At 35.3% G+C, this 317-nt stretch carries 1 protein-coding gene; it reads left to right on the top strand.

The window, feature by feature from the left end:
- The coding region (locus OM075_RS26775; RefSeq protein ID WP_301193440.1) for a BT_2262 family domain-containing protein at positions 1 to 317 on the top strand (317 nt) is incomplete at both ends.

The raw sequence follows: 317 nt of genomic DNA, 5'->3' as shown, positions 1-317 counted from the left end.
GGAGATGTATTTTATTCAGATGTTCAAAGAACTGTTGTTGTTTATAATGATGATATTACAGGAGTTTATGAAGCTTCTGTTTCAAGAGACGGGAGTGTTATGCCTATCGTTGCAGATATTCTTATAGTGAAAGTAGGAGATATTCGTTATACGATTTCAGATTGGATTGGAGGTTGGTATGATCAATATTATGAGTATGGTTCTAGATACGCATTTGCTGGTACTATGGAAATTGATGCCAATAATAACTTAATTCATAAAAGTCATAGTGATCCGTGGGGTTATGATGGCAGTTTTTCAGATTCACCTGCTGCAGT

The sequence above is a fragment of the Plebeiibacterium sediminum genome (genome assembly GCF_026013605.1).
GTDB lineage: Bacteria > Bacteroidota > Bacteroidia > Bacteroidales > Marinilabiliaceae > Saccharicrinis > Saccharicrinis sediminus.
The sequence above is the reverse complement of the archived record's forward strand: the minus strand, read 5'-3'. Positions and strand labels throughout refer to the sequence as shown.